Consider the following 19,778-nt stretch of genomic DNA (forward strand, 5'->3'; position numbering starts at 1 on the left):
GAGTTGTTACTTGTTCTTGATTATCTTTTGTGTTGTTGTCATCTGTTTCTCCTTTTTTATTTCAAGGAGTATTAGATCAACTTCTAACTATTACAAATGAGCTTGCTATTCTCTTCCTCCAAAGCCTTCATCCGCTTTAGATCGCTCAATTCGAGGCCGCCATATTTGGAACGCTAACGGTAAAATGCATTTCCGTTGATTCCGTATTTACGACAAATTTCAGGAGTCGAGACCCCTGATTCCGATTCCTTGAGTACCTTATGGATTTGATCTTCACTGAAACGTTTCTTCATATTTTCCTCCAAAATTTTATGATCTTGAAAGGATTTCAAACATTCTTAATGGTTCTAAATTCGGGAGCTAGCTCACAATAGAAACAAATTTATAAAATCGCCTTATCCGAATTACAAATTACGGATAGGGGAAACTATGAAAAAGAAAATCTTATTCAAAAATGAATAGTACACTTTGGAAGAAGCTTTCCAATTCTTTTTAACTTCTTGGGTAAGATAGGATTTGCGTCCAAAAACAACCATCGCAAATTTTTCAATTGTCCGACTTCTTTAGGAAGAGTTTCGAGTTGGTTATTATCCAAAGATAAATCTCGCAAATTTTTCAATTGTCCGACTTCTTTAGGAAGAGTCTTGAGTTGGTTAGCACTCAAATACAACTCTCGCAAATTCTTTAATTGTCCGACTTCTTTAGGAAGAGTCTTGAGTTGGTTATTACGCAAATCCAATGTCACCAAATTTTGTAGTAGTCCTATTTCCTTCGGAAGAACTGTGAGTTGGTTATTATCCAAAGATAAATCTCGCAAATTTTTCAATTGTCCGACTTCTTTAGGAAGAGTCTTGAGTTGGTTATTACGCAAATCCAATGTCACCAAATTTTGTAGTAGTCCTATTTCCTTCGGAAGAACTGTGAGTTGGTTATTATCCAAAGATAAATCTCGCAAATTTTTCAATTGTCCGACTTCTTTAGGAAGAGTCTTGAGTTGGTTATTACGCAAATCCAATGTCACCAAATTTTGTAGTAGTCCTATTTCCTTCGGAAGAACTGTGAGTTGGTTATTATCCGAACTCAACGTTAGCAAATTCTTCAGCTGTTCAATTTCCTTAGGAAGAATTGTGAGTTGATTATTCCTCAAACTCAAATGTTGCAAATCCTTCAATTGTCCTATTTCCTTTGGAAGAGTTTTGAGTTGGCTATGCTCCAAAATTAACTCTCCCAAATTTTTCAATTGTCCAATTTCCTTAGGGAGGGTTTTGAGTTGGTTATGCCTCATGATCAACGATCCCAGATTCTGTAGTCGTCCAATTTCCTTAGGAAGAATTGTGAATGAATTACCACTCAAATCCAAATCTTCCAAATTCTTCAATTGCCAAATTTCCTTTGGAAGAACTGTGAGTTGGTTAGCATACAAATGCAATATTTTCAAATTCTGTAGTAGTCCGATTTCCTTAGGGAGAGTTGTGAGTTGATTATTATTCAAATCCAAATATTCCAAATTCTTCAATTGCCCAATTTCCTTAGGAAGAATTGTGAGTTGGTTAGCATACAAATGCAATATTTTCAAATTCTGTAGTAGTCCGATTTCCTTAGGGAGAGTTGTGAGTTGATTATTATCCAAACGCAACTCTCGCAAATTTTTCAATTGCCAAATTTCCTTAGGAAGAATTGTGAGTTTTTGTTCACGCAAATCCAAAACCCGAACATCCAAAGGATTTTGGAGCGCTTTTGTTAAAGCCTTATAATAAGTTCCCGATTGTTCTGCTTGCACAAAAGTAAAGGAACAAAAAAAAAGCAAAGAAAAGAGGAATATTTTTTGTAAATTGGTTTGTGTTAAATTCATCGTCCGTTTTTCCGAATTAATCGCTTTTAATCATTGAATCGATCAGAGTTAGTTTTTGAGTCTGTCCCAAAACCTATCTTCGTTCCATTCTAAATAAAATGGAAGCGAATGCAAGTTGGAATAAGGCAGTGTAATTTTCGAGTTTGAATTCCCAACAAGTCTTTATAGCCCTAAAAGCATTAAACCAAGCAAAAGTGCGTTCGACAGTCCATCTAAAAGGTTTTAGCGGAATAATTCGTTCCGGGTTTTCGGCATTCTTTTTATTTGGAATTCGATACCTAATTTTATTCTTTTTTAATTTAGAGTTTGTCCCAAAAACCTTGGAATGTAGGAACTCCAACAAGAACGTAACAATTATAAAATCTGCTCGAAAGCTCGTAAATTACCAAAGAGACTTAATCTGTGGAAACTCCTATATTCTATAACCGACTTACGAATGATTGTAGTTGATTTCTTTTAAGGTTTTGGGACAAACTCTTAACCTGAATCGCGTTACTAACATAAACTTTATCCAATGAAAGAATCTCCGGTTTCAGAACTTTAGAATTTCTTGAAATTCTAAATATTTTCAGTTAGGAAATAGAAGTTTAGAATCATGAGTTCCAGCCGAATCAATTACAAAAGCTACAGATGCCTACGCCGATCGACGAGAATATGCCTCTTTTGCCGCGATCCGTCGGGTTTGGACCCGCGAAATCCCCTGCCCTTGCGTAACTTCCATCTGCTGCCATTCTCTTAGTCCTAATTTTAACCGTGCGTTCATAGAGTTTTAAGGTTTCTTTTTCAATTTTATTAAAAACTCCTGCCGATGCCCATTTTTGAAATCTTCTATGCAATGTTGATTTTGAACCAAACATTGGAGGCATATATTTCCATTGGATTCCTGTTCTTACACGATAAAATATCACTGCCATGACCTACTCTATCCTCCAGTCGAGGAACGACCCGCCCTTGCGCGGATTGTGATTGCTCTTAGGCAACACGTTATACTCTGTTTTCATTTGCCAAGTCTGTCCGATTCATTAACTGTACAAGAAGGTTTTGGGACAAGTTCTTGCTGATATACCCGCTTTGCGGTCCCAAGAAGAAAAGATTCGGAAATTACTTCCCAAAACACGTATTATTTTTGACCAATTCGGAGACGCAGGGTAACGAACCACATCGAACTTCCTCCGAAAAACCGGCATGCTTTTTCTTTGTATGACCGTGCCCGATAATTCGGAGTGATTCATCTACACTTCCGAAAGACGCGGACAAAACAATACACAAGGAATGACAAAGCGGAAAAGATTTTTAAAATGACTCTGAAATCATGAAAGCCACGAACTTACAAAAAATAGGAATTTTAACTTTAATCCTTCTTTGTTTTTTGAGCCAACTTAAAGCTCAAGAGATAGGGACCCTATCACAATCTAACCGAGGCGCTTCAAAATCCGACAGATGTCCGAATTTTAGATTTAAGCAACAAGCGACTCACAACTCTTCCAAAGGAAATAGGGGAATTGCAAAACCTACGAATATTAAATTTATACAGGAATCAACTCACAACTCTTCCGAACGAAATCGGAGAATTACAAAACCTACGAGAATTAAATTTAACCAAGAATCAACTCAAAACTCTTCCAAAGGAAATTGGAAAACTACAAAACCTACGAGAATTACGTTTAGCCGAGAATCAACTCAAAACTCTCCCAAACGAAATCGGGGAATTGCAAAACCTAACAATATTAGATTTACGCAACAATGAACTCAAAACGATTCCAAAAGATATCGGGAAATTGAAAAACCTAACAGTATTAGATTTACACATCAATCAACTCACAACTCTTCCAAAGGAAATCGGGAAATTGAAAAATCTAACAAAATTAGATTTAAACTACAATGAACTCACAACTCTCCCAAAGGAAATCGGGGAATTGCAAAAGCTAACAATATTAGATTTACGCAACAATGAACTCAAAACGATTCCGAACGAAATCGGAAAGTTAAAAGAGCTACGAAAATTATATTTAGATGATATACCCACCTGGAGGTCCCAAGAAGAAAAGATTCGGAAATTACTTCCCAAAACGCGTATTATTTTTAACAAATTCGGAGATGCAGGCTAACGAATCACATTGTTAGGTTTTGGGACAAACTCCGCGTATTTTTCGATATTTAGAATAGAATGAAAGTCTTTCACATTCCACCGCCGACCCAACCGAATTGAATCAGATAATAGAATACGATAAAACGCGGAATCCGGAAAAGACATCCTTGAAAAAAGAGAGCATAACGCATCTTCATCGTTCCCGCAGCCAAGGAAACCCAAGAATACGGAAGCGGAGTCAAAGCCGCTAAAACGACAGCCCAAAATCCGTATCGATGCAGATAGTGTTCGAGTTTCTGTTCGTGTTTTTTCACAAAACTTGCAACACCTTGGATCTTAGGCAAAAGAATTCTTCCCGTAAGATAAGAGATGGTTCCTCCGATCAAACTTCCGATCGAAGCGGAGGCGATCACAAGAATCGGATTCAATTTCCCCGCGACCGCGATCATCAAAAACACATCCGGTGGAATAAAAACGTGAAGAGAATCAGCGAGAAGAATTCCGATCCCGACTCCGAACACTCCCGTAATCTCGATGAATTTTTGGGAAATTGCAAGTACCGGTTCGGGGAAAACTCGCGCGAGGAACACAACTCCTAAAACGAGAATCGCGATTCCGACTAATGTTTGACGGAATAATTTTCTTACGACTCGGTCCGGTTCCTTACCGGAAACTTCCTTATTTTCTGTGGAACATTCTTTCGAGGTCATCTCTGCTCAACTTCACCAGGGTAGGTCTTCCGTGCGGACAACGGGACGGATTTTCGCAATAACTCAGTCTGTTTAAAATTTCCGCCAGAATCGGATCGGAAAGATGATCCCCTTTTTTGATAGCGGATCTACAAGCCACACATTTTGCCATCAAATCGTATAACTCGGGTTCGGTGGTCTCCTTCCCTTCGGTTCGGTTTAAAAAATCGAGTATGATTTCCTTTTCCTCTCCCGGTTCCATGTAAGCGGGAATTTCCCGCAGAACTACACTATCCTCTCCGAGAGGATCCAAGAATATTCCAACTTCCTCATATTCTTTTTTTCGATTTAAGATGTCCTCTTGTTCCTGTTTGGAAACGTCGATTCGGATCGGAGTCAAAAGCGGCTGAATTCCGTAGTTTTTCTTTTCGAGTTTACGCAAAACCTCCTCGTAGCGAATTCTTTCGTGAGCGGTATGCTGATCGATGATATAAAAACCGTCTTCCGCTTCCGCGAGAATAAAGGTCTCGAACAAAACTCCGAAATGTTTTTTAGGAACAAAGGAAGAATGTTTTACAACGTTATCCGTAAGCGCGGAAAGGGACGCCCCCGGTCCCATCCGATCCAAATCGAATCCTTCCTGCCTCGGAACCTCGGTAAAAAGTTCACGGCTGAGCAGAGGACTTTCACCCGAACGAGAGGAAGAATGAGCTTGATAGAGCGAACTCGTTTTGAAAGTTTCCGGAGTCGGTCTCAAAAGACGTTTTTTGAGTTCCAAAAAACTAACCGGAGTGCTGGAGCGTAGTTCCTTTTGAATTAACGTTAAAAAAAATCCGTTGAACCCTTCTTCGTCCAAAAAGCGGATCTCTTTTTTAGCTGGATGAACGTTCACGTCCACCCTCGAAGGATCGATTTCAAAAAATAAAAAACAATACGGATGTCCGTTCGGAGGAAGCAATTCATCATAAGCTTTTTTTAATAGAGTGGAACCGTATTTGATTTCTACAGGCCTTCCGTTGACGAATACGAATTGTCCGGTTCGATTGGACTTATAAAAATCGGGATCGCTGATATAACCGGTCGCATTCAGTCCTCCGCGTTCGAGACTCACTTCGAGAAGATGATCCCGAAAATTCTCCCCGAATAAATCGATGATCCGATCCTTTTTATTTTCTCTGGAAGGAAGTACAAATACTTCCTTTCCGTCCTGAAAAAGACGAAAGCGTACATCATGTCTTGCGAGCGCCTGCGTCGTGACCCGGTCTCGGATTTTCTTATCTTCGGAACGGACCGATTTCAAAAACTTTCTACGGACAGGAGTGTTAAAAAATAATTCCTCCACAAGTATTTTTGTTCCGACAAATCCTGGAATTTCTTCTTTTTCGGAAATTTTTCCCCCGATCGAACAAATTTTCCAAGCAGTCTTTTGATTCCTGATTCCACTTTCCAACGTTAGGCGGGACACTGATGCGATGGAAGCCAAAGCTTCCCCTCGAAACCCGTAGCTGAGCACGTTTTCCAAATCCCCGTAATCCCGAATCTTACTCGTAGCATGTCTTTTCAAAGCGGGTTCTATATCTTCCGGATCGATTCCGGAACCGTTATCGGTGATGCGTAAAAGAGAGAGGCCTCCATCCTTGGACTCAATATCCATCTGAGTCGCACCCGCATCCATGGAATTTTCCATCAATTCTTTGACGACGGAATGAGCGGATTCAATGACTTCCCCCGCGGCAATTTGATTGATGAGTTCCGGACTGAGTTCCTGAATTTTTCCCATGAATGATTCCAATGTCGGAACTTTGACTAAGTCTGTCAAGGACGGGATCTATGAATTTTTTAAAATATCAGGGTTCAACTTATCTTATCAGGATACGATCGAAGTAGAATTTCGAACAAAATTTCTTATCTCTTCACCGGAAACGAATCCGCTACTAAACATTTCAAGAAACGTAAAGTTTCAAAATTAATTCTCATCTTATAACAGGATCGATTTTTAATTCGATCAGAACTTTGAATAAATTATTTGCATATAAAATCATTGAACCTTTTTTTTACAATCCATCACAAATTTATTTCCAAACCATGAAAATGATTCAGCGAAGCCTGTTCTTTAAACGTAAGCTCGTTCATTTCTTTTTTGTATTTGAATCGAATCCATTTCGAAAGTGAACGAACTCAAATTAAGGAGACAACATGTTTCAAAAATTTTTCCTCTCTCTGCTGATAGGATCCTTCGTTTTAACTCTTTGTTCGTGCGAGGATAAAAAAGAAGACAGTACAAAAACTCTTTTCTTTCTTCTATCCGCAAGCGGAGTATTAGGCTCTTCCAACACCTCCACTCCCCCCACCCCAACTTCTTGTAAGAACGAGGCATTTTGTAGAACTTTCATCGCTACTAATAACGGAGCGGGTTACAATGGAAATTTAGGCGGCATATCGGGAGCAGACGCGAAATGCACCGCCGCAAAACCTTCCACCCTTACAAGAACTTACAAAGCATTGTTAACGGATCAGCAGACAAGATTTGTCGTTTCGGCCGGAGATGGTTCGCCATCTTTGAAAGACTGGGTCCTCTACCCAAATAAACAATACCGCAGAAGTGATGGAACCACGGTTACGTTTACCACAAATGCGAATTCAATGGTAACGGGAAATTTAGAGAATGGAATCGACTCCGGTGCCAAAAAATATTTTTGGACGGGTCTTGCTCATCCAGACGATCCAGGATTCTTTTTATGGGAAGGGGGAAGAACTTGCAATCAATGGGGGGATGCAAATGGAGCTGCGACGGGAGCAGCAGGAAACACAACGTCCACAAACGCTCATTCAACTCCCGAAGGAGCCTTTACCGTAGACACTCACAATTGTAATTCGAACCTAAATCTTCTCTGCGTAGAGCAGTAACTTTTTCAACAGATCGCTCTCAATCCGTAGAGCGATCTTTTCCTTCCGGAAATAAATAAATTCTCTTACAGTTTGAAATCTTTCTTAAAATTCTCTTTGCACAAAAGATTCAGGATACGGGTCCCAACACAGCACACGAAGAAATCTAACGCACGAATTCGATTGCCGAAAACCATTATGCAGGGTTTGAAAAGAAAGACGATAGCTTACCGCGGCAAAATTTTATTCCGTTGACTTCCCCTTATCGATTCAAAAAATTGTAGGAACTCCGGCTCATTCCTTAAGAAACGAACTTCGGATCCTTACAATCTATAGGTAATTTTGTGAAAAAAATAATTTCCATTCTTTTCGTCTTATCTCTGGCATCGCCCTCCTTTCTAATCGCACAAAATCAGTCGGAAACACCCAATCCTTCTTCGACAGAAAACGAAAAAACAACCCCCTCTGATGAAGAACAAATCGTTTCTACGGTGAAAAAACTCATTGGTTTTATTCGTTATAAAAAAAACGATAAGGCGATCGTACTCATACACGTAAAACAATTCAGCAATCAGCTCTTAAAATCCTCCGGTAAAATCGGCGACTCCGATCGCAAAGAATTCGAAGAAGCAATCGGCGAATTCATCGTTCACCGTAGTTTTCCGATCGCATACAAATACTTCGACAAAATCGATATCAACTACGAAAAACCGATCATCAAAGGAGATAACGCGACCCTCGCCTCTTCCATCATTTGGAGCGGTTCGGAAAGAATCACCTTTTCTTGGATCCTTACGAAGATAGAAGGAGCTTGGTACGTCACCGACTTCTTAAACGAAGGAAAATACGCATCCGAAACCAACCGGGTAAAATCGGTGGATCCTTCCATCAAAAAGAACGGAATCAAACAAACCATCGCTTTGATCAGAAAAGAAGCTAAAAATTAAACATCAATGAGACAACTTCTTTCGAAGCTCACCGACTCCATTCTCTTAAACCCGATCCACTCCTGCAGTGTACTTATCGTTTTTCTTTTCCTCTCTTTCTGGCAAGCATCCAAACTTACGGTGAACAGCAATAACCTGGATTTGCTTCCGAAAAACAGTCCTTCCGTTGTCAAAACCCAGAAAGTGATCGAGATGATCGGAGGAAACGGATTCTATATTCTCAGCATCAAATTCAAAGACGAAAAGGGGATGACAGATCATCTAGTCAAAGCCTTTGCCGCAAGAAAAAAAGGGCAGTCCGAAATCGTGGAAAAGGAACTGAAAGAAGCCGAAAAGATTAAACAACAAAACGTAGCCTATTATAAAGAAAGAGAGAATGCGATCAAAAAAGCTTCGGATGTACTAAACGAAAGACTTCTGAAAGAAAAAAAATTCGTTCAATATATCTCCTACCGCTACAACGTAGCCTTCTTACAAGACAGACTTCCCCTATTTTTAAAAACCGAAGACTTGTTGGAAGTGCGCAAACGGGTCAAAAGAAAAATCGACGAGGAAGTGGAAAGAGCCAATCCGTTTTTTATCAAACTTTCCGACGAGGAATATAACCCGGACTTCAACGACATACTTTCTAAATATCAGAAACTTGCAAAAAGAGATATATTCGACGAATATAATATATCTCCGGACAAAGGGATGTTGATCTTTTTGATCAAACCCTCTGGGTCTTTCACTGACATAGAATTCAATATCGCTCTCGACAAAAAAATCAAAGAAATTGTGGCCGAACTCGCTCTCGACAAAAAGGGAATCCAAATCGGCTACACCGGCACCTACAGATTGCATCTGGACGACTATGAGACTCTGATGGCGGCTCTGAAGCCGATCGCAATCACTTCGTTTATCGGGATCGCGGTACTTTTACTTTTCTTTTTTAGAAATCCTCTTTTTATCCTGATTCTTCTCGTTTCTCTTCTTTCCGGAATTTTATTTTCTTTCGGTTTGACTACGATCGTAATCGGTCAACTCAACTCGGTGACCAGTATCATCGCATCCATTCTAATGGGACTCGGAATCGACTACGGAATTCAATTTTTATATCGTTTTCGGGAAGAATTCACCCGTGATCAGGATACCCTTCGTTCCATCAAGGACACGATCTATCATACCGGGATCGCATCCTTTATCTCGGCTCTGACCACCACTTCCGCCTTTGTCGTACTTGCGTTCTCCGAGTTTCGAGGTTTCAGCGAATTCGGAATCATCGCGACGTATGGAATTCTGATCATTGCGGTTTCGATGTACGGTGTGACCGCTCTTCAGATCACCCTTCTTTTTCGTTTGTTTCCTTCTCTCAAAAACAAATTTTTACTTTCGGCAAAAGAACAAACCACTTCCCCTCTTCTTTATCGCTTCTATAAAAAACCGGGCCTTTTGACGTTAGTTGTTCTTGTTATCGTTCTGGCGATTTCCTTTTTCAACTTTAATCCCGGAATCCGATTCAACTACAACGGACGGGATCTGATGGTGGACAATCTGGACTCGGTCAATCTCTATGACGAAATCGGAGATAGATTTGATATCAGTTCCGATCCTCAGGTAATCGTCGTGGATACTCTTGAAGAATCGGAAGCCGTTTTCGATTACATGACGCCTGTACCGGAAGAGATCGCAGGTTCCGTGGACCAGGTCGTTTCTCTTTGGAACTTCGTTCCTCCAAAAGGACAGCAAAGGGCAAACTTAAAAATTCTGAAACAACTTCGATCGGATATGAAACCGGTCAAAGCAGGTTTTCTAAAACCGGAACAGAGGAAATATCTTCCCGTAGTCAAAAAATATCTGAACGTAAAAGAATATTCTCTTTCCGAAGTTCCTATCTATTTCAGTTCCCAGTTTACAGAAGTAAAAGGTTCCAAAGAAAAAGGCCATCTCGTATTCATCTATCCGAAAGTCGCTCTCTGGCACGGACAAAAACTTCTCAAGTTCTTCGATGCCGTTGGAGAATTACATTATCCTAAACTATCCAGAAGAGTGTTGAACACTCTGCTTTACGATTCGAACGGACACATAGCCGTCGATCCGATCCGTGATCGATGGACTCAGGCGGAGGAACGTCTGATCGTAAAAACCCTGAATACGTATTCCGCTCTTCAATTCAAAAATTTAGGTCTTTTAGACGGAACGATCTCTTTTATCTTAAAAACGAGACCGTTTTCTAACTTGGAGCAGGCAAGATCTCACAAATACGTTTCCAACACCGCGGGAAGTTTGATTCTTTTTGCAAACCTCATCAAGATCGTTCAAAAAGAAGGAGTGACTGCATTTCTCGTCACTCTAATTCTCGTAGTCATCGTATTGATTCTCTTTTTCAGGGGAATCGTTCCCGCTTTGATTTCTTTGATTCCGCTCGTTCTCGGGATTTTCGTTACTCTCGGAATCATGGCGGTGTTTAGAGTTCAATTGAACTTTATGAACGTTCTGGTGTTTCCGGTCATTATAGGTTACGGAATTCAGAATGGAATTTATATCTATTATAGATTCAGAGAGGATCACGATGTGATCCGCGCCATGTCCATGGTCGGCCCTGCGATCATCGCATCCACGTTAACCACACTTGTGGGATGGAGTTCTCTTTTGATCGCGGATCAAAAAGGACTCAAATCGATCGGTATCGTAGCGAGTATCGGAATCGCCTCCTCCTTGATCATAGCCCTCACTCTCGTGCCGGCCATTCTTGAAATCGTCTATCGTTCCAGAAAAGAAGAGGAACAAGAATCAAAACCGGTCGGTTTTGGAGAAGAAGAACCGAATTCTTCCGACACAGTCGAACCCCCTCCCTCCAGGTTTAAAACGGCTGAAGTTTTTCGAACAACTTCTCCCAAAAAGAAAAGTGCCAAAAAAAAGACGACCACTTCCAATAAAACAGCCGCCAAAAAGAAATAAGGAGTATTTTAGAATGTTACGATATTCTTTACTATTTTTTTGTTTGATCGTCGCGACTACGAACTGTACCGTTAGATACGTAAAAACGGGTCCAATTTGGGAAAAAGAACTGGCTACATTCAAGAGATTAGCGGTACACGTTTCGGCAGAAAGTGAGGCTGGAAACTCCGAAAAACAGTTAGCGGCAAAAATCGCAGAGAATTACCTTTCTCATCATAAGGAATTTATCATATATCCGTTCCGTTCCGGAAGCGGAACCTGCGGAGGCTCCGGTAAAAAAGTTCAGGGAATTTTTCAACTAAAGATCCGCGAAAAAGAAACTTCCGATAAGGTGGAACTGAGCGCGCTTGGAAAAATGATTCACTGCACAAAAGGTGAAATTCTCTGGGAAGGTTTGGCTGAAAATTCCTATTTTAAAAATACGGAAGAGAATCAATCTCTTATCAACACATATACGCAGCTTTACGGAAAGGAAATCGCCGGAAAAGTGAATCCGTATTTCTTCTTACTTCAAAGTCTTTTGGATAAATTGGACAGTCCGATTTTGACGGAAGAGGAAAAAGATGAGAAGATCGAAGTGGAAGCCAGATAATTTTTTCAAACACCGTGAATTCTTCCTAAAGAGCGGGTTCTAAGTTCACTGCGACTCATAACCACGACAAGTTTGAATCTGAAAATAAGTCTATCGGAATTGCCACAATCCTCTGTGTTACATAGAAACTTCTCCCGCGTTTTGTGCGAAAACTCGGGAGATTTTTCTTTATCCGAAAATTATACTTTTTGCAAGTAGAAAACATCGCTTTTGTCGGAACACTTTAAAAAACAAAACATTTAAATATAATAGACGAAATTCTTTTGTACAGGATATTCTAAATACGGGAAATTTTATTAGAGTTGTTGAAAAATTCCATGATTCGGATTAACAAAACCGCTTCAACGAAGCAGAAACGGACAGAGAATTAATTTTTCAACAACTCTATTGTATAATTTAGATTTGTAGGAGTTCTCGCAATTTCAAAACCGAATTTACAAAAATTCCCCACAGAATATGTTTCTCTACACTTTATAGGCTTTGGCAGATTTCAAAATGCAGAGGAACTCTTACATTTGAAAAACTCAGCAGAACCTCTCCGAATTCAATAACACTGCTCCATAGCAATCACAGCATTCAATCCCAATCTAGATTCAAATCAGTGGAATTATAAAAATTGCATATATAATTGCAATACATAATAGAGTTAAGAGCGTGTCCCAAAATCATTCGATCTTATCGGAATCCTCGCGGATCGCTGCAATTGTTCCTGCGTTTTGGGACAAACTCTTATTGAAAAATTCCATAGTAGAGACGAGCAAAATTGTTCCAGTTGTCCATTTTAATGCAATGAAAACAGATGGAGAATTAATTTTTCAAAAACTCTAATAACTTGACTATAACCAAGAGTCCGATCGACCAACCGTGGTTCTACTAACTCATAGTATATTAGAAAAACGGCAAATTAAAAAATCATTTCAAAATCTCGTCCTGGCGCCCCATCAATTTTATACCTAGTCTCGGCCCAATTTCTTGGACAATCCTCGAAGCAACGTAATTTCCCCAACGGGTCGATTTTTCCAAACTAAAACCGTGGGTCAGTCCGTAGAGAACACCCGCCGCAAAACAATCACCTGCACCGGTCGTATCGATCGCTTTCGTAGGGAATCCACCAACGTGAGCAACCACTCCGTTCTCCGCAAAATAGGCCCCATTTGCGGAATCGGTCATAAAAACGAGAGGAGAAAGATTCGCGATAAATTTCAAAGCTTCGAGTTTATCTTCCCTTTGAGAAAGGGCTTTGGCTTCTTCCGCGTTGCAGAAAACGATATCGAAGTAATCTTTTGTTAAACGAACGAAGTCTTCTCTCGAACGATTCACACAAAACGGATCGCTGTATGTGTAAGCGACTTTTACCCCGTTTCTTTTGGATTCTTCCATCGTCAAAAGAGAAGCTTCTTTGGTTCCCTGACCATCCCAGAGATATCCTTCGATATAGGAAATGCCGGAGGACTTGAGTTTGTCCAAATCCACATCCGATTTTTGTAATGTGATGGAAATCCCCAAGTGGGTGAGCATCGTTCTTTCAGCATCGGGAGTGGTTAAAACGACGCAGGTTCCGGTATGTCCGTTGTCTTCCGGAACGACGTCGAAAAGGATTCCGGCGTTTTCCATGTCCTTCTTATAAAATTCTCCGTAAGTGTCTTTGGAAACCTTCCCGGTATAAGTTCCGGTTCCGCCCGAGTTCGCAAGTGCAATCATCGTATTTGCCGCACTTCCTCCGGAACGAAGTTCTTTTTTGCCTCCTTCCAGAGCGGTCAAAACCTCTCCTTGTTTTTCGGAATCGACCAAAGTCATGATTCCTTTCTCAAATCCTAAACGTTTGATAAAAACGTCCTCCGTAGGAACTAAAATATCCACGAGTGCGTTGCCGACTCCGAATACGTCGTAGTGTTTCATCGATTTATCCTTTTCTTTTCCATTCGATCAATTCCCAGCCCGTGTCTTCCTGAAAGAAAACTCCTTCGCCGCCCACCTCGTTTTTCAGAAGTTCCAAAAATTCCTCCAACCGTTCGGTGATGACTCCGCTGAACAGAAAATGATCGGTCTTAATAGATACAATTTTTTGAATATTCGCTTTTAATACGGCAAACGTGATATTGGCGATCAAAAGATCCCATGTTTGTCCTTGGATCTTTTCATGATCGAAACCGCCCTCTTCCACGGCTAAAACTTCCGAGGAAATATCGTTTTCATCCCGATTGAAAGAGGCGGATCTCACGCTGTTCGGATCCACATCCACCGCTAAAATCGGGGAAGCTCCCGACTTCGCCGCGGCAACGCTCAAAATCCCGGAACCGGTTCCAACGTCCACAACCTTTTTACCGGAAAGACTCAAGTTCCCCATTCTTCCCAAAACAAGACGGGTCGTCTCGTGATGTCCGGTTCCAAATGCAAGTCCAGGATTGATGAACAAAGGGAAAATCCCTTCGGGAGTTGTGCCTAACGCGGTGTCTTTTTCCCAAGTGGGAATCACTCGATAGGAACCCACGATAAAAGGTTTATAAAATTCTTTATAAGCTTCCTCGTATTCTTTGGTTTCGATCCATCTGGACTCCGAAAAGAAAACTTCACCCGCATTCGCTTTTAGATAGATGAGAATTTTAGTTTCGTTCTCGTTGTCTTCTTGCGCGAGATAAACACGGAACTTCGTATCGTCCGAAATGATTTCTTCGTGTGGAGCGCGCGGAACTTCTCGGTCAAACAGGATCTCGTAATATCCCGCAACTCCTATCTCATCTAAAAAAGTAGTGAAGTCCTCCGCGATTTCTTTAGGGATGTTTAAAATGATTTCTCTGTATTTCAAATCGTTTCTCAGGTCTCATCCAGAATTTCAGCATCAACCACGGTGTCACTTTGGTTTTCATCCTTTAGGACGAACGCCCGAAAGTCTTTTACGATCCAAACCCAGATTCCCACAAAAAGAGCCGTGGAAAGCCAGCCGCCGAACCTAGACTGAGGAAGAACGAAAAAATTGAAAAGTCCGTGCTGAGATACTGCGAGTAAAAAAGCCAAAAACAATGCAAGTGGTCGATCCTTCGGCTCTTTTTGATTGGATTTTACGAACGCTAAAGCAAAACATAGATTGATTAGAAAATGCGCGTTCGAAGACCGGATCGTTCTTCCCACAAACATCGCGATTCTATCTTCTTCCTTTGCGGAAAAGATGTAATTTGCGTTTTCAATTCCCGCAAATCCGAGTGCGACAAATCCTCCGATGAGAACCACCTCTTTCCGAAATTGATATTTCTTCCAATCAAACGCCAAAAGTAATCCGGATAAAAGAATCAAAATCCCTTTGCAGAATTCTTCCATCATCCCCGCTTGGATGAAGGCGATATGCGCAGTCTGAGTAAGAATATGTCCGTTGCGTTTAGGCGTCGCGATCTTTACCTCCGGCCAAAAAATCGGATGCAACTTTAAAACGATTTCCGTGGACAAGTAACCTAGAAAAAAAGCGAGAAAAATAAGTACGACCTTCCGTCTCGTAATCTTTCCCGGAAACAATAAGATCAAAAAAAATCCCCAAGGAAAAATGGAGAGAAACCCAAGAAGCGCTACTTCAAGGCTCATAACTCCTCCATATAACGCCCGTCATACATCGTAACAAGCTCTTTCTGAAGAGGAGTAGGCATCGCTTCTGGATCAATGCTTCCGTTCCAAAAAAGTTCCGTGACTCGAACATAACCCTTGGTTCCGGGCGGAGGCATAAGAGGGGAAAGACTTTCTATTAGTTCCAAAGTCATTTGATCCTGTTCAGGGTACCCGGACGCCTCCACAAGATCCACGTCCACAACCTCTCCATCGGGAGTCACCGTATAAGCGACCACGGAAGAATAATTTCTCGGAGCCCTTCTCCAATACTCCATAAAAGATTCCGGACCTCTCATCTTTGCGGAGATATAATTCGAATACGTGGAAGGTAATTTTTTTCCTCGGACCTGTTTGACTTCTCCCTTGACCCTTCCCTCTTCCGCGGGTTTATCTTCGGGGATTTTTTCCCCCTCTTTCTGAGTCGGAGTTTCCGTTCCAGATACGACCCCACCGTTTAGACCTTCCACTTCGCTCGGAAGATTAGGGTCGATAAAATAGAATTCCAAATTCTCCGGAGTAAAATGAGTCCTTTGTCTTTCCGATTCCTTTTGTTTATTTTTTCTCTGAAGAGTCACCGGTATGATTAAAACCAACGACATTAGAATTAAATGGAACAGAACACTATATGATAAATTACTAATAAACGTACTTCTTGGAGTTGCATCGTCTGGTTCCGAGTGAAAGGCCTTACCCAGTAGAAACTTGGAAATGAGTTGGATTCCTATCATTCCCCCGAGAAAAATCAAAATCGGAATTACGCTCGAAGTGATCTTAAAGAAAGTTTGATCCCGGATCCCCGGTTTTAATCCCATCGACATGAGAAAACGAATCCCATCGGCGGGCTCAAGCCAGGAAAAAAACGCAGTCGCAAAAAAGAGCAATAGAAGAAGATATAAAAATAAAATCGAAAAACCTTTCCAGAGATTTCCGATATAGATATGCCCCCATCCCGGAAAGATCCAATCTCTGAGTTTCGAATATTTCCGTTTTAGAAGCCCCCATTTTCCCCGAAAATCGGAGCGACGTGCGACCCGATTCTGCTTTTCAAAAAGTTTCCAAGGTCTTCTGAATAAAAAGAATTGTTTTCCTCTGCTTAAGAAAGTGTCCCCGGCGATCAAAACCGAAAAGAAATAGAGAAAACTATCTTCTAAAATTCCGAGTTGTCCGTATTCCAACCGATACGGATCTTGAAAGACAAGTCTCGAAGTCAGATATCCCGCGACAAGAAGAACGAGAATTTTATAGTGAATTCTTTCTATCTTTTCTTCCGGAACGAAAACTTTGGAGTGAGATTTCGACTTACGTTTCCTTCGTATTTTGAGATAAACGGAATGTGAGATTAGAACCAGAAGTCCGATCAAAACATAAAATCCGATCAACCACTCTCTCAAATCTAAAACGAGAGTTCGAACGAAGTTTTCCACAACCGGAAAAAGAATCGCCGAGACTTCCAAAGGATAAAGAACGATCCAGCAGGCAATCTGAAAGAGTAAAGAACCAAAGGCGGAAGAACGGACTTCTCTACCTTTGGGAAAGGCGAAGAGTACACCAAGAGGAAAAAAAATCCCCAGCCCCAAAAAGGGGGAACTCCAGGATAAGAAATTGACTCCGAAGATGACTAGTTTCTTTTTCAGGCAAGGTCTCCTTGGACGTTGCAAAACGGATTTCCATCAACCATTGGACCCGGATAAGGAGCACAGGCAAACAGAAATCCTTCGAAGAGAAGAATTAAAATACTTTATTCCGAAGTCCCAAACGAAATTCTGGATGTATGGAAAAGAAAGAAAGTCTCGATTCTTCATTGAAAGAAATCGTATCCGTCTGCAAACGTAGAGGATTTGTCTATCCCGGTTCTGAAATTTACGGAGGACTTTCCAACACTTTCGACTATGGTCCTTACGGCGTAGAACTTCTCCAAAATCTGAAACAGCTCTGGTGGAAATTTTTTGTACATCTCCGAGAAGACGTGGTAGGTCTCGATTCCTCCATTCTTCTCAATCCGAAAGTTTGGGAAGCATCCGGTCACGTTTCCAACTTCACCGATCCTTTGATTGATTGTAAAAATTGTAAGACCCGAATCCGTGCGGATAAGTTCCTAGAGGATCAAAAAGGGGAAGGATTCGCGACCGGTCTCACCCTCGAAAAGATGAATCAAGTCATCAAAGAAAATAATTTCTCCTGCCCAAACTGCGGTCAAAGAGGAACATTTACCGAAGCACGAGACTTCAATCTCATGTTCAAAACTTCCCACGGCGCGAGCGCGGAAGATTCCTTGGATATTTATCTCAGACCCGAAACCGCTCAAGGAATTTTTTTAAATTTTAAGAACGTAGTCTCCACCACCAGAAGAAAGATTCCGTTCGGAATCGCCCAGATCGGTAAATCCTTTCGGAACGAAATCATGGCGCGACAATTCGTTTTTAGAACGAGAGAATTCGAGCAGATGGAAATGGAATTCTTTTGCGAACCGGGAACCCAGAAAGAATGGTTTTCTCACTGGGTGAATTATTGTATGAATTGGCTGACCGAACAGGTTGGGGTCAAAAAGGAAAATTTAAGAATCAGAGAACACGAAAAAGAAGAATTATCTTTTTATAGCGAAGGCACTTCCGATATCGAATTCAAATACAACTTCGGCTGGGGAGAACTCTGGGGAATAGCTTCCAGAACCGACTACGATTTGAACCAACATCAAAAATTCTCCGGTGAAGACCTGAAATACCAGGATCAGGTTCAGAATAAAAAATACGTCCCTTTTGTCGTTGAACCCGCATTAGGTGTAAACAGACTTTTTCTTGCCGTCGTTACCGACGCTTACCAAGAGGAAAAACTTCCCGATGGAGAAATAAGAACCGTCCTTCGCTTTTCTCCCAAGATTGCCCCGGTTAAAGTGGCCGTTTTTCCTTTGATGAAAAAAGACGGATTGCCTGAAAAATCCAGAGAAATTTTCGCGGATCTTTCCAAACTCGGAAATATTGAATACGACGATAGCGGCGCGATCGGGAAACGTTATCGTAGACAGGACGAAATCGGAACCCCTTTTTGTATTACAGTAGATTATGATACTCTAAAGGACGACACGGTTACCGTTAGAGAAAGGGACAGCATGGCTCAGGAAAGAATTCCGGTGACCCGACTCAGAAACTGGCTCTTTGAGAGGTTATGAAACGGGGATCCGTGATCCATAAACCATATGATCGAATCCATGTTATAGTCGATTCTGAGCACCGTGAGACAAAGTATAGGAAGTTTGTGCCAAAATTCGATTAGAAGCAGCGAACGGCAAAACAGAGCTCGTTAAAATTGCAACATCCATTAGAACTTCATAATGTAAATTTTCAATTCCACCGATTTAAAAATTGTTATCGAAGTTCTGGAAAAATTATGGGGTTTTCTTTTTCTATCGAAATAAGAAAATCTCTTCGTTTTTAAAAGTAAGGAGAATCAATGAACATATGAAAATCCCAATTAAAAAATTAAGATCAAATGCCGAACTTCCGGTATTACAAACAAAACATGCAGCGGGTTATGACGTTCACGCTTGTTTGGATTCAAATCTAATCTTGGAACCGAACAAAGTGATTCTCGTTCCAACCGGACTTTCTTTTGAAATTCCTCAAGAATATCATTTTGAAATTAGGCCCAGATCGGGATTCTCGACGAAAAATCAGATCTTAATTCCAAATTCTCCCGGAACAATCGACAGCGATTATCGAGGAGAATTGATGATTCCTCTTTTAAATTTAGGGAACATTCCCTTTGTAATCAAACATGGGATGAGAATCGCTCAACTGCTCATTCGTGAAACTCATTATACAAATTGGGAACTGGTTTCCGAATTTACGGATACGACAGAAAGAGGAACAGGCGGATTCGGCTCCACCGGTCATTAGAAACCGCCCCAATTGCCATATTTTTTAGAAAAAAATAATATACTAAAGTATCCATAATGCTCACTTCCATCAGGATTCGTTCCGGAAATGAACCAAAAACCTCAATGCAGGATACTCTATCTTAAATTTTCAAACAACCCTATTTGGACAGTTAAAAAACAAAAACCTTTTAAGTACTAAAAAAGCCCGCAATTGCTTGCAGGCTTTTCATGAGACATTGAGAACAGAAAAAGTAGCGTGACCTAACACCCCGGATCCTTTCTTACGAAAGGATCCGGTTTTTGTCGTGGCTTCAA

Annotated in this window: 14 protein-coding genes and 4 pseudogenes; 9 read left to right on the forward strand and 9 right to left on the reverse strand. The window is 40.9% G+C overall.

The features are described 5' to 3' along the window. Nucleotides 1–98 precede the first annotated feature (98 nt). The 3 genes and pseudogenes from CLV95_RS20170 to CLV95_RS20175 all read right to left on the reverse strand — a co-directional run. A pseudogene (locus CLV95_RS20170) lies at nucleotides 99–293 on the reverse strand (transposase); the annotation flags it as partial. Nucleotides 294–448: 155 nt separating this feature from the next. Continuing rightward, nucleotides 449–1,852: a leucine-rich repeat domain-containing protein gene (locus tag CLV95_RS17700; protein WP_107695042.1), complete on the reverse strand. Its 1,404-nt coding sequence runs from the start codon at nucleotides 1,850–1,852 to the stop codon at nucleotides 449–451. A 73-nt stretch (nucleotides 1,853–1,925) separates the two neighbouring features. Continuing rightward, nucleotides 1,926–2,853, reverse strand: a pseudogene (locus CLV95_RS20175) (IS5 family transposase). A gap of 52 nt (nucleotides 2,854–2,905) precedes the next feature. On the opposite strand from CLV95_RS20175, the pseudogene CLV95_RS20180 reads away from it, so the two are divergent. Then, a pseudogene (locus tag CLV95_RS20180) lies at nucleotides 2,906–3,004 on the forward strand (leucine-rich repeat domain-containing protein); the annotation flags it as partial. Nucleotides 3,005–3,164: 160 nt separating this feature from the next. Continuing rightward, a pseudogene (locus CLV95_RS17720) lies at nucleotides 3,165–3,960 on the forward strand (leucine-rich repeat domain-containing protein). Between the two features lie 70 nt (nucleotides 3,961–4,030). Here CLV95_RS17720 and CLV95_RS17725 read toward each other — a convergent pair. Both CLV95_RS17725 and mutL read right to left on the reverse strand, forming a co-directional pair. Next, complete coding sequence (locus CLV95_RS17725; protein ID WP_002725136.1) at nucleotides 4,031–4,651, reverse strand: YqaA family protein; 621 nt, start codon at nucleotides 4,649–4,651, stop codon at nucleotides 4,031–4,033. Further along, nucleotides 4,620–6,410 (reverse strand): DNA mismatch repair endonuclease MutL, encoded by a 1,791-nt coding sequence (mutL, locus tag CLV95_RS17730; protein WP_002725162.1) that lies wholly within the window; start codon nucleotides 6,408–6,410, stop codon nucleotides 4,620–4,622. Before mutL ends, CLV95_RS17725 begins: the two co-directional genes overlap by 32 nt. On the opposite strand from mutL, the gene CLV95_RS19950 reads away from it, so the two are divergent. From CLV95_RS19950 to CLV95_RS17755, 5 genes are all read left to right on the forward strand, one after another. Further along, nucleotides 6,409–6,600, forward strand: a complete 192-nt coding sequence (locus CLV95_RS19950) for a hypothetical protein (RefSeq protein WP_002725174.1) — start codon at nucleotides 6,409–6,411, stop codon at nucleotides 6,598–6,600. The two genes, mutL and CLV95_RS19950, sit on opposite strands and share 2 nt — an antisense overlap. A gap of 226 nt (nucleotides 6,601–6,826) precedes the next feature. Next, entirely contained in the window at nucleotides 6,827–7,537 is a 711-nt protein-coding gene (gene len, locus CLV95_RS17740; protein WP_002735441.1) for an endostatin-like outer membrane protein, LenA/LenB family, read from the forward strand. A gap of 323 nt (nucleotides 7,538–7,860) precedes the next feature. Continuing rightward, nucleotides 7,861–8,463 (forward strand): hypothetical protein, encoded by a 603-nt coding sequence (locus CLV95_RS17745; RefSeq protein WP_002735358.1) that lies wholly within the window; start codon nucleotides 7,861–7,863, stop codon nucleotides 8,461–8,463. 6 nt (nucleotides 8,464–8,469) lie between these two features. After that, nucleotides 8,470–11,403, forward strand: a complete 2,934-nt coding sequence (locus CLV95_RS17750) for an efflux RND transporter permease subunit (RefSeq protein ID WP_002735456.1) — start codon at nucleotides 8,470–8,472, stop codon at nucleotides 11,401–11,403. Nucleotides 11,404–11,416: 13 nt separating this feature from the next. Continuing rightward, nucleotides 11,417–11,995, forward strand: a complete 579-nt coding sequence (locus CLV95_RS17755) for an MXAN_6521/LA_1396 family lipoprotein (protein WP_002735366.1) — start codon at nucleotides 11,417–11,419, stop codon at nucleotides 11,993–11,995. Nucleotides 11,996–12,907: 912 nt separating this feature from the next. Here CLV95_RS17755 and CLV95_RS17760 read toward each other — a convergent pair. Genes CLV95_RS17760 through CLV95_RS17775 form a run of 4 tightly spaced genes read right to left on the reverse strand, consistent with a single transcriptional unit; the run spans nucleotide 12,908 to nucleotide 17,247 of the window. After that, nucleotides 12,908–13,894, reverse strand: coding sequence for an adenosine kinase (locus CLV95_RS17760; protein WP_002725176.1), 987 nt, complete (start codon nucleotides 13,892–13,894; stop codon nucleotides 12,908–12,910). A gap of 4 nt (nucleotides 13,895–13,898) precedes the next feature. Further along, complete coding sequence (locus CLV95_RS17765) at nucleotides 13,899–14,801, reverse strand: 50S ribosomal protein L11 methyltransferase (protein WP_002725156.1); 903 nt, start codon at nucleotides 14,799–14,801, stop codon at nucleotides 13,899–13,901. Nucleotides 14,802–14,809: 8 nt separating this feature from the next. Next, nucleotides 14,810–15,568, reverse strand: coding sequence for a PrsW family glutamic-type intramembrane protease (locus tag CLV95_RS17770; RefSeq protein WP_002735385.1), 759 nt, complete (start codon nucleotides 15,566–15,568; stop codon nucleotides 14,810–14,812). Next, on the reverse strand, nucleotides 15,565–17,247 hold the full coding sequence (locus CLV95_RS17775; RefSeq protein ID WP_002735404.1) for an energy transducer TonB family protein: 1,683 nt from the start codon (nucleotides 17,245–17,247) through the stop codon (nucleotides 15,565–15,567). Before CLV95_RS17775 ends, CLV95_RS17770 begins: the two co-directional genes overlap by 4 nt. Before the next feature lie 113 nt (nucleotides 17,248–17,360). Between CLV95_RS17775 and CLV95_RS17780 the strand changes: the two genes are divergently transcribed. Both CLV95_RS17780 and dut read left to right on the forward strand, forming a co-directional pair. Further along, complete coding sequence (locus tag CLV95_RS17780) at nucleotides 17,361–18,755, forward strand: glycine--tRNA ligase (RefSeq protein WP_002735362.1); 1,395 nt, start codon at nucleotides 17,361–17,363, stop codon at nucleotides 18,753–18,755. A gap of 289 nt (nucleotides 18,756–19,044) precedes the next feature. Continuing rightward, entirely contained in the window at nucleotides 19,045–19,482 is a 438-nt protein-coding gene (dut, locus tag CLV95_RS17785; protein ID WP_002725152.1) for a dUTP diphosphatase, read from the forward strand. Nucleotides 19,483–19,778: the final 296 nt, after the last annotated feature.

Origin of the sequence: Leptospira borgpetersenii serovar Javanica (genome assembly GCF_003046425.1) — a bacterium.
Taxonomy (GTDB): domain Bacteria; phylum Spirochaetota; class Leptospiria; order Leptospirales; family Leptospiraceae; genus Leptospira; species Leptospira borgpetersenii.

Bases quoted from the DNA above. Each gene is read 5' to 3' on its own strand.
- CLV95_RS17700 (WP_107695042.1), bottom strand. From the start codon at position 1,852: ATGAATTTAACACAAACCAATTTACAAAAAATATTCCTCTTTTCTTTG.
- CLV95_RS17725 (WP_002725136.1), bottom strand. From the start codon at position 4,651: ATGACCTCGAAAGAATGTTCCACAGAAAATAAGGAAGTTTCCGGTAAG.
- CLV95_RS19950 (WP_002725174.1), top strand. From the start codon at position 6,409: ATGAATGATTCCAATGTCGGAACTTTGACTAAGTCTGTCAAGGACGGG.
- mutL (WP_002725162.1), bottom strand. From the start codon at position 6,410: ATGGGAAAAATTCAGGAACTCAGTCCGGAACTCATCAATCAAATTGCC.
- len (WP_002735441.1), top strand. From the start codon at position 6,827: ATGTTTCAAAAATTTTTCCTCTCTCTGCTGATAGGATCCTTCGTTTTA.
- CLV95_RS17750 (WP_002735456.1), top strand. From the start codon at position 8,470: ATGAGACAACTTCTTTCGAAGCTCACCGACTCCATTCTCTTAAACCCG.
- CLV95_RS17755 (WP_002735366.1), top strand. From the start codon at position 11,417: ATGTTACGATATTCTTTACTATTTTTTTGTTTGATCGTCGCGACTACG.
- CLV95_RS17760 (WP_002725176.1), bottom strand. From the start codon at position 13,894: ATGAAACACTACGACGTATTCGGAGTCGGCAACGCACTCGTGGATATT.
- CLV95_RS17770 (WP_002735385.1), bottom strand. From the start codon at position 15,568: ATGAGCCTTGAAGTAGCGCTTCTTGGGTTTCTCTCCATTTTTCCTTGG.
- CLV95_RS17780 (WP_002735362.1), top strand. From the start codon at position 17,361: ATGGAAAAGAAAGAAAGTCTCGATTCTTCATTGAAAGAAATCGTATCC.
- dut (WP_002725152.1), top strand. From the start codon at position 19,045: ATGAAAATCCCAATTAAAAAATTAAGATCAAATGCCGAACTTCCGGTA.